Here is a 9336-nt window from a genome sequence, read left to right on the forward strand (position 1 = left end):
CGGCCGCGTTCTCGGCGGCCCACTCCGCGGGCGTCGGCAGCCGCCCGGGGGCGGTGCCGGACGGGTCCGGGCCGGGGTCGCCGTGGGCGGCCGGGTCCGTCCCGGCGAAGGCCGCGGGCTCGTACCCCTCGTCGGCGGCGGGCTCGAACCCTTCGTCGCCGAACTCGGCGGCGAGCACCGAACCGGCCGCGAGCATGGCGGTCTCGTCGGTGTTCCCGGTGGGCGCCGCCTCGACGGGCGCCTCCTCGTGCCCGAGCAGCCGCATCAGCACCTGCCGGGCGGCGGGGCGCCGCGCCGGGTCCTTCTCCAGGCAGTCGGCCACCAGGTCGCGCAGCGGGCCGCTCATGTCGCCGAGCTCCGGCTCCTCGTGCAGGATCCGGTTGATGACGGCGGGGATCGTGTCCTGACCGAACGGCGGCTCCCCGGTCGCGGCGAACACCAGCGTGGCCGCCCAGCAGAACACGTCCGCGGGGGTGCCGACGTCGTCGCCGCTGATCTGCTCCGGCGCCATGTAGGAGGGCGTGCCGATGACCCGGCTGGTCAGCGTGGTGCTTCCGCTGATCGCGCGGGCCACGCCGAAGTCGATCACGCGCGGGCCGTCCGGGCCGATCAGCACGTTGTGCGGCTTGAAGTCGCGGTGGATGATCTTCGCCTGGTGGATCGCGGACAGCGCGGTCGCGGTGCCCACGGCGAGCCGGTCCAGCGCCGCGCCGCGCACCGGTCCGTCCTGCGTGACCTGCTGGTTCAGCGACGGTCCCGGGACGTACTCGCTGACGATGTAGGGGCGGTCGCCGTCGACGTCGGCGTCCAGCACCTGCGCGGTGCAGAACGGCGCGACCTTCTTGGCCACCTCGAGCTCGCGCAGGAAGCGCGCGCGGGCCTTGTCGTCGGAGGTCAGTTCGGCGTGCAGCAGCTTGATCGCGACCTCGCGGCCGTCCTCGTAGGCGCCGAGGAACACCGCGCCCTGCCCGCCCTCGCCCACCCGGCCGACCAGGGCGTAGCGACCCAGCCGCTCCGGGTCTCCGGACCGCAGCGCCCCAACCTCCATGCGTGGAACCGTCCCTCTCTCGTCGACGGGCCGAACGGACCACGGGCCGAATTCTCGCAGACCAGCGCTCCGACAGTGGGACGCGCGAGGCCGTCGGGAAGTTGACCCGGCCATGCGACCTTACGGCGCGATCCGACCCACCGCTCCTGAACAGACGCATTTGGGCCGAGCGACCACCTTAATGCCCCTCACACCCCGCGCGACACCGTGAGAACACGTGTCGCGCGGGTGTTTCGGGGCGCGGAGGGACGGCCTCCGCTACGGCGTGAAGTGGCCGAGGACCTCGGGGTTCGCCATGGCGCCGCGGTTGGCGGCCTGGTCCACCGGCGTGCCCTGGAGGATCTTGCGGACGGGGACCTCCAGCTTCTTGCCCGACAGGGTCCGCGGGATGCCGGGGACGGCGGTGATCTCGTCCGGGACGTGCCGCGGCGACAGCGCCGAGCGGATCTCCCGCTTGAGGCGCGCGGCGAGGTCGTCGGTGAGCGACGCGCCCTCGGCGAGCTGCACGTACAGCAGCAGCCGCCCCTCCTGACCGAGCCGTCCGGTGTCGATGACGAGGCTGTCGGTGATCTCGTCGAACGCCTCGACGACCCGGTAGAAGTCGGACGTCCCCATGCGGACGCCGCCGCGGTTGAGGGTCGAGTCGGACCGCCCGTAGATGACGCAGCCGCCGTCCGGCAGGACCTTGATCCAGTCGCCGTGCCGCCACACGCCCGGGTACATGTCGAAGTAGGACTCGCGGTACCGGTCGCCGCTCTCGTCGTTCCAGAAGAACACCGGCATGGACGGCATCGGCTCGGTGATGACCAGCTCGCCGACCTCGTCCACGACCGGCTTGCCGTCGTCCCCGTACGCCTCGACCTTCGCGCCCAGGCACCGGCACTGGATGACGCCCGCGCCCAGCGGCAGCAGCGGCGACGGTCCGACGAACGCGGTGCACAGGTCGGTGCCGCCGGACATGGACCCGAGGAGGAGGTCCTTGCCGACCTCCTCGTACACCCACGCGAACCCCTCGGGCGGCAGCGGCGAACCGGTGGAACCGATGCCGCGCAGCCCTGACAGGTCGAACTCGCGTCCTGGGTGGCGTCCGTCCTTGGCGGACGCGGTGATGTAGGGCGCGCCCACGCCCATGTAGGTGACCCCGTTGTCGGCGGCGAGCTTCCACAGGTCGAGCGGTGCGCCGTCGTACATGACGATGGTGGACCCCACCAGAAGGCCGCCGATGAGGTAGTTCCACATCATCCAGCCGGTCGTGGTGAACCAGAAGAACACGTCGCCTTGGCCGATGTCCTGGTGGAACGTCAGGGCCTTGAGGTGCTCCAGGACGACCCCGCCGTGCCCGTGCACGATCGGCTTGGGCAGGCCCGTCGTGCCGGACGAGTACACCACCCACAGCGGATGGTCGAACGCGACGTCCTCGAACTCGATGGTGTCGTGGTCGGTGCGCGGCAGGTCGCCGTAGTGCATGCCCACGCGCAGGCCGTCGGGCGTGGCGGCCGGGTCCAGGTACGGGATCAGCACCGTCGCGGCCAGCGTCGGCAGCGCCGCCTCGATCTCGCCGACGATCTCCCGCCGGTCGAACGTCCTCCCGTTGTAGGCGTAGCCGTCCACCGCGATCAGGACCTTCGGCTCGATCTGCGCGAACCGGTCGATCACCGAGGACGACCCGAAGTCCGGCGAGCACGAGGACCACACCGCGCCCAGCGACGCCGTCGCCAGGAAGCAGATCAGCGCCTCCGGGATGTTCGGGACGTACGCGACGACCCTGTCGCCCTTCCCGACGCCCAGCTCGGCGAGGCCCGCCCGCACCTCCGCGACGTGCAGGAACAGCTCGCGGTAGGACAGCACCCGGTGCCCGCCGGCCTCCGACCGGAACACCACGGCCGTCTCGTCCGGCGTGTCCTCGGCGCGGCGCAGCGCGTTCGCGGCGTAGTTCAGGGTCGCGCCGGGGAACCAGCGCAGCCCGTCCACCGGCATGGGCCCGCCCTCGCGGACCGGGCCGTCCCCGCGCTCGCCGGCCACGTCGAAGTACGACCAGATCGCGTCCCAGAAGTCGTCGACCTCGGTCACCGACCAGCGCCACAGCTCGTCGTAGGACTCCGCGCGCACGCCCCGGTCCCACAGCCAGTGGATGAAGCGGGTCACCCGCGCGTTCGCGACGACCTCCTCCGACGGCCGCCACAGCGCCGCTCCTTCGGAGACCTCGTGATCACGCGACATCGCTCTCCCTCCCCGCCGCGCCCTGGTGCGCGACCCTCCCAATATCGGCCTCCCCGCCGGGCCCGCGCAACTTCCGCCGGCCCTGCGCGCGCTGCCCGGGCGGCCGGGTCCCATCGCAGGTCACAAGGGTGCGGCGGGCAATCCGCGAGCGCCACACATCGGACCGCCCGCCGATCCTCGCGCCCCACACACCGCGGTTTTCCACAGAACGCCGTTCCACTTCCGGCGGCCGGACAGGCCGCCGAGACTGGCATCCGGTCCACGAGAGGAGCGGCGAATGACCGAGAGCCCGCTGAACGACGCGACCGCACCGCACGCGGAGAGGGCACGCGGAAGGAGCCCGCACGCAAGGCAGACGGGCCGGAGAAGGGCGCGCGGAGGGAGGGTACGCGCGAGGAGGGCGCGATCACGTTCCACGCCCGGGGCGAACCTGACGGCACGTCCCGCCGGGGAGGCCGCCGATCTCAGATGCGGGTCAGCTCCGCCACGGCGCTCACCACGGCGTCGGTGTCGGCCAAGGTCGCGAGCACCCGGTCGGCACCGGCGGAGCGCAGCTCGGCCTCGGTGGCGCTTCCGGTGGCCACGGCGATGATCGGCGACCCGGCGATGCGGGCGGCCTGCACGTCGCGCGGCGAGTCGGCGATGTAGACGGTGGCCGCCTCGGGGTAGCGGGCGCCGTGCCGCTCGCCCGCGCGCGTGCGGGCGAGCTCCAGCAGCGCGGCCTTGCTGTAGACGCCGTCCTCGTAGCCGCCGGCGCCGAGGTCGAGGCGGTCGGCGAGGCCGAGCTCGGTCACCTTCAGCACGGCGTTCGGCCGGACGGACCCGGTCAGCACCGACTGCACGACCCCGGGCACGTGCGCCAGGGCCTCGACGGCCTCCCGGGCCCCGGCCAGCACCCGGCCGTGCGCCCGCAGATCGGCCCGGCGGCTCGCGAACGCCGCGGTGAGCGCGGACACGAAGGAGGGCAGATGGTCGTCGGTGGTGACGACGTCGTTGAACGCCAGCGTCTCGAAGATGATCTCCGATTCGGTGCGCCCCGGGGTGGGGGCGAGCCGCACGAGGGGCCGCCCGACGGTCCGCTGGAACGCCTCCGCGTAGGCGTCCCGGGTGACCCGCCCGACGTCGACCAGCGTGTGATCGATGTTCCACAGCACCAGACGGTTCAGCGTCGACATCCCGTTCCCATGCGCGGCTCGAAAGGCGTCGGCGGGCGCCCTTCCGGCGCCGGCCCGCCCCACCGTACGGCGAGGCGGACTCATCGTCGGGCCTCCCGGCCACTCCCCGCAACCGCACACCCCACCGCCCGGGCCGGCAGCCCTCCACCGCAACCAACCATCCGCCGCAGCCGACCGCCCGGCACCGCGGTTGGGGGGTTGGCGGCGCCGTCGACCGTCCGGCGCTGGGGGCGACCGTTTGGTGGCGTGGGCGGTGGTTGGGGGCGGTCGGGGTCAGGGGGCCATGTGCGGGTAGCGGTGGTCGGTCGGCGGGACGAAGGTCTCCTTGATCGCGCGGACGTTCGTCCAGCGGGTCAGGTTGAACACCGACCCGGCCTTGTCGTTGGTGCCGGACGCGCGGGCGCCGCCGAACGGCTGCTGCCCGACGACGGCGCCGGTCGGCTTGTCGTTGATGTAGAAGTTGCCGGCGGCGAACCGGAGCGTCTCGGTCGCCGACGCGATGGCCGCGCGGTCGCGGGCGACGATCGCGCCGGTCAGCCCGTATTCGGAGACGCTCTCCAGCTGCGTGAGAACGGAGTCGTAGTCGTGGTCGTCGTACACGTGGACGCCGAGGATCGGCCCGAAGTACTCGGTGGTGAAGATCTCGTCGGTCGGGTCCGACGACTCCAGCACCGTGGGCCGGACGAAGTGGCCCACCGAGTCGTCCAGCTCGCCGCCCACGAGGATCCGCATGGTGTCGATGCCGCGGGCCCGCTCGATCGCGCGCCGGTGCTTGGCGAAGGCGCGGTCGTCGATCACGGCGCCCATGAAGAGCGACAGGTCCTCCGCCACGTTGCCCATGGTGAGGCCCTCGACCTCGGCGAGGAAGTCGTCGCGCATGCCGTCCCAGACGGAGCGCGGGACGTAGGCGCGCGACGCCGCCGAGCACTTCTGCCCCTGGTACTCGAACGCGCCCCGCACCAGCACGGTCTTCAGCACCGCCGGGTCGGCGGACGGGTGCGCCACCACGAAGTCCTTGCCGCCGGTCTCCCCCACGATCCGCGGGTAGCCGCGGTACCGGGCGATGTTCTCCCCGATCGTCCGCCACAGCGCCTGGAACGTGGGCGGCGAGCCGGTGAAGTGCAGGCCCGCCAGCTCCGGGCTGGCCAGCGCGACGTTCGACACGGCCCGCCCGTCCCCGGTGACCAGGTTGATGACGCCGGGCGGCAGCCCCGCCGCCTCCAGCAGCCGCATCGTGTGGTGCGCGGCGAGCTGCTGGGTCGGCGACGGCTTCCACACCACGACGTTGCCCATCAGCGCGGGCGAGGTCGGCAGGTTCCCGGCGATCGCGCTGAAGTTGAACGGGGTGATGGCCAGCACGAACCCTTCCAGCGGCCGGTACTCCATCCGGTTCCACACGCCGGGCGAGGAGTTCGGCTGCATCTCGCGGATCTGCCGCGCGTACGCGACGTTGAACCGCAGGAAGTCGATCAGCTCGCAGGCCGAGTCGATCTCCGCCTGCTGGACGGACTTGGACTGGCCGAGGATCGTCGCCGCGTTCAGCGTGGACCGCCACGGGCCCGCCAGCAGCTCGGCGGCCCGCAGGAAGATCGCGGCCCGGTCGTCCGGCGCCATGGCCCGCCATCCGGGCGCGGCCTCCCGCGCCGCCGCGACGGCCTCGGCGACGTCGGCGTCGACGGCGTTGCCCATCCGGCCGAGGACGTGACCGTGGTTGTGCGGCTCGACCACGTCGATGGGGGCGCCGGCGCCCATCCGCCGCTCCCCGCCGATCGTCATCGTCAGCTCGGTCTCCGCGCCGCCGAGCTCCTTGATCTTCGCCTCGAGCGCCGCCCGTTCGGCGCTCCCCGGCGCATATCCCTTGACCGGCTCGTTCACCGGTACCGGCACGTTGGTGACGGCGTCCATCTGTCCGCTCCCGCAAGCTCGACGGCCCTGTCGACATGCGGTGCCCTACCCACCCCCACCCACCGGATGCCTGCCTCCGCCCACTACCGAGGGCGAGTGGCCGCCGCCGACCTGATGCGACGGGCCGGGTGGCCCGACCCGGCCCGGCACGGGCCCGCTGCTGGTCACGTCCGAGGTGCGGGCGAGGGTCAGAGGAGGTGCTGGAGTTCCTGGGTGGCGTACCAGAGGAGCTCGTGGCCTTCGGCGCCGTCGACGGTGAAGAGCGCGTCGTCGTCGCCGGCGTCGGCGGCGGGGAGTGCCTCGATGGCGGCGGTCACGTCGGGGACCGCGGCGGGGTCGTCGACGTGGCCGGAGGCCAGGCGCTTCCACGGGACGAGCGCGGTGATCTCGACGAGGGAGCGGTCGTCGCCGTCGATGGACGCGTCGCCGCGGGCCCAGGACACCGACTGGTCGGGGATCTCGGCGGCGAGAACGACGCGGCGGCGGGGCGCGGACGGGTCGGCGGCGAGCAGCCGCAGCGACGCGCGGGCCGCCGCGGTCAGCGCCGCGTACTCCAGTTCCTCCAGGTCGCCGCCCGCGTACCACTCGCGCAGCGCGGGCGTCACCGCGTGCCCGGACAGCGGCGCGGGGCCGGCCTCGCGCGCGGCGTGGGCGGCGGCGAGGAGCGGCAGCGTGGACGGAAGGTAGACGCGCATGACGGTTCGTCAGTCTGTCACGGGAGGAGGCCCAGCTCGCGCAGTTCGGCGATCGTGGCGTCGGCGGATGTGTGGTGGATGCCGCGGATGCCGAGCGATTCGGCGGCCCGGATGTTGTGCTCGATGTCGTCGATGAAGACGCATTCGGCGGCGTCCAGGCCGAGCAGGCCGAGCGCGTGCCGGAAGATCCGCTCGTCCGGCTTGCGCATGCCGACCTCGCACGAGATGACGACGGCGTCGAAGAGGTCGGCGAACAGGTCGCGGGGGTAGTCGTTGCCCCAGGAGTTGGAGAGGAGGGCGGTGCGGGTGCCGTGCGCGCGGGCCGCGCGGAGCGCCTCGTACATCGGTTCTACCGGGGAGAACGCGCCGAACATGCGGGAGATGAGGCCCGCGGCGGCGACGGGGCCGCCGTCGACGGTGAGGAGCTCGGCGGCGAGGAGGCGCTCGAACTCCTCGGGGGCGAGCGAGCCGTCCTCGAGACCGTGGATGGGGTTGGTACCGGCGCCGTCGTAGGCCTGCTTCACCCAGGCGCGCATCACCGTCCGGTAGCGGTCGGCGTCGATGCCGTCGGCGGCCAGCCAGGCGCCGACGGCGTCGTTCAGCGGGGAGGTGAGGACGCCGCCCCAGTCCGTGATCACGGCTTTGACCGTCTTGTCTTCTGCGGGCACGGGCCGATGGTAGGCGATCCCGCCCACATTGACCGAATCTCGTTCTGCCAGACTGGCCGGCATGGACTTCGAACTCAGCCCGAAGGCGCTGGACTACCAGGAACGACTCCAGGAGTTCATGGACGAGCACGTGTACCCGGCGGAGCCGGTGTACACGGCCTGGCGCGCGGAGAACGACCCGCACGCGCTGCCGCCGATCGTCCAGGACCTGAAGGCGGAGGCGCGCGAGCGGGGCCTGTGGAACCTGTTCCTGCCGGACGTGTCCGGGCTGACGAACCTGGAGTACGCGACGCTGGCGGAGCTGACGGGCCGCTCCCCGGACCTGGCACCGGAGGCGGTCAACTGCGCCGCGCCGGACACCGGGAACATGGAGGTCCTGCACATGTTCGGGACCCCCGAGCAGAAGGACCGGTGGCTAAAGCCGCTGCTGGACGGGGAGATCCGCAGCGCGTTCGCGATGACGGAGCCCGAGGTCGCGTCCTCCGACGCCACCAACATCACCACCTCGATCGTCCGGGACGGCGACGAGTACGTGATCAACGGCCGCAAGTGGTTCATCACCGGCGCGGCGGACGAGCGCTGCAAGATCTTCATCGTGATGGGCAAGACCGACCCGGACGGCCCCCCGCACCGGCAGCAGTCGCAGATCCTCGTGCCGCGCGACGCGCCGGGCGTGACCGTCGTCCGGCACCTGCCGGTGTTCGGCTACCAGGACCAGCACGGCCACTCGGAGATCCTCTTCGAGGACGTCCGGGTGCCGGTGTCGAACCTGATCGCCGAGGAGGGCGACGGGTTCATGATCGCGCAGGCGCGGCTCGGGCCGGGCCGGATCCACCACTGCATGCGCGCGCTCGGCATGGCGGAGCGGGCGCTGGAGCTGATGTGCCGCCGCGCCGTGGACCGCGTCGCGTTCGGCGGCCCGCTCGCCAAGCAGGGCGTGGTGCGGCAGCAGATCGCCGAGTCGCGGATGGCGATCGAGCAGGCGCGCCTCCTCACGCTGAAGACCGCGTGGCTGATCGACAAGCACGGCTCCAAGGGCGCCCGCTCGGAGATCGCGGCGATCAAGGTGGTCGTGCCGCGGATCACCCACGAGGTGCTCGACCGCGCGATCCAGATCCACGGCGGCGCCGGCGTCTCCGACGACACCCCGCTCGCCGCGATGTACGCCTGGGTCCGCGCCATGCGCATCTTCGACGGCCCGGACGAGGTCCACGTCCGCACCGTCGCCCGCCAGGAACTCCGCCAGTACGAGCACTGACCGCACGGCCGCCCAGAGACCCGTCTCCGACGCCCCCCTCCCCGTGCCCTCGACCACAACGGGCCACCCACCGAGGGCCCGCCCTCCGCGCCGCACGCGCTAACCACGGCTCACACGCGGGCGCAACCACACATGGTTGCGCCACACGCGGTAGCCGCGCCGCACGCACGGACGCGCCGCAGGTGGCAGCCGCCGCCCACGTGGTGGACGAGGGCCGCACGTGGTCGCGCGGCATGTGGTCGCGCGGCATGTGGTCGCGCGGCATGTGGTCGCGCGGCATGTGGTGGTCGCGGCACGTGGTGGACGCGGCACGTGGTGGACGCGGCACGTGGTGGACGCGGCACGTGGTGGACGCGGCACGTGGTGG

At 72.7% G+C, this 9336-nt stretch carries 8 protein-coding genes; 2 read left to right on the forward strand and 6 right to left on the reverse strand.

The window, feature by feature from the left end:
• From F9B16_RS45890 to F9B16_RS45915, 6 genes are all read right to left on the reverse strand, one after another.
• Window positions 1–1048 (reverse strand): serine/threonine-protein kinase (locus F9B16_RS45890; protein ID WP_151546563.1); only part of this gene is annotated, 1048 nt, incomplete at its 3' end.
• A 258-nt stretch (window positions 1049–1306) separates the two neighbouring features.
• Entirely contained in the window at window positions 1307–3268 is a 1962-nt protein-coding gene (locus F9B16_RS45895) for an acetoacetate--CoA ligase (RefSeq protein ID WP_151546564.1), read from the reverse strand.
• A 464-nt stretch (window positions 3269–3732) separates the two neighbouring features.
• A complete protein-coding gene (locus F9B16_RS45900; RefSeq protein WP_151546565.1) occupies window positions 3733–4443 on the reverse strand; it encodes an HAD family hydrolase in 711 nt (236 codons plus the stop codon).
• Between the two features lie 273 nt (window positions 4444–4716).
• Complete coding sequence (gene pruA, locus F9B16_RS45905; protein ID WP_151546566.1) at window positions 4717–6348, reverse strand: L-glutamate gamma-semialdehyde dehydrogenase; 1632 nt, start codon at window positions 6346–6348, stop codon at window positions 4717–4719.
• Window positions 6349–6536: 188 nt separating this feature from the next.
• The gene (locus F9B16_RS45910) at window positions 6537–7043 is read right to left on the reverse strand and encodes a DUF6912 family protein (RefSeq protein WP_151546567.1); all 507 of its coding nucleotides are present in this window, start codon (window positions 7041–7043) and stop codon (window positions 6537–6539) included.
• A 17-nt stretch (window positions 7044–7060) separates the two neighbouring features.
• Window positions 7061–7711: an HAD family hydrolase gene (locus F9B16_RS45915; protein WP_225992534.1), complete on the reverse strand. Its 651-nt coding sequence runs from the start codon at window positions 7709–7711 to the stop codon at window positions 7061–7063.
• 61 nt (window positions 7712–7772) lie between these two features.
• Between F9B16_RS45915 and F9B16_RS45920 the strand changes: the two genes are divergently transcribed.
• Both F9B16_RS45920 and F9B16_RS45925 read left to right on the forward strand, forming a co-directional pair.
• Window positions 7773–8969, forward strand: a complete 1197-nt coding sequence (locus F9B16_RS45920) for an acyl-CoA dehydrogenase family protein (protein WP_151546569.1) — start codon at window positions 7773–7775, stop codon at window positions 8967–8969.
• Between the two features lie 182 nt (window positions 8970–9151).
• Window positions 9152–9336: hypothetical protein (locus tag F9B16_RS45925; RefSeq protein WP_151546570.1), on the forward strand; the 185-nt coding region annotated here is incomplete at its 3' end.

The organism is Actinomadura montaniterrae (assembly GCF_008923365.1).
Taxonomy (GTDB): Bacteria; Actinomycetota; Actinomycetes; order Streptosporangiales; family Streptosporangiaceae; genus Spirillospora; species Spirillospora montaniterrae.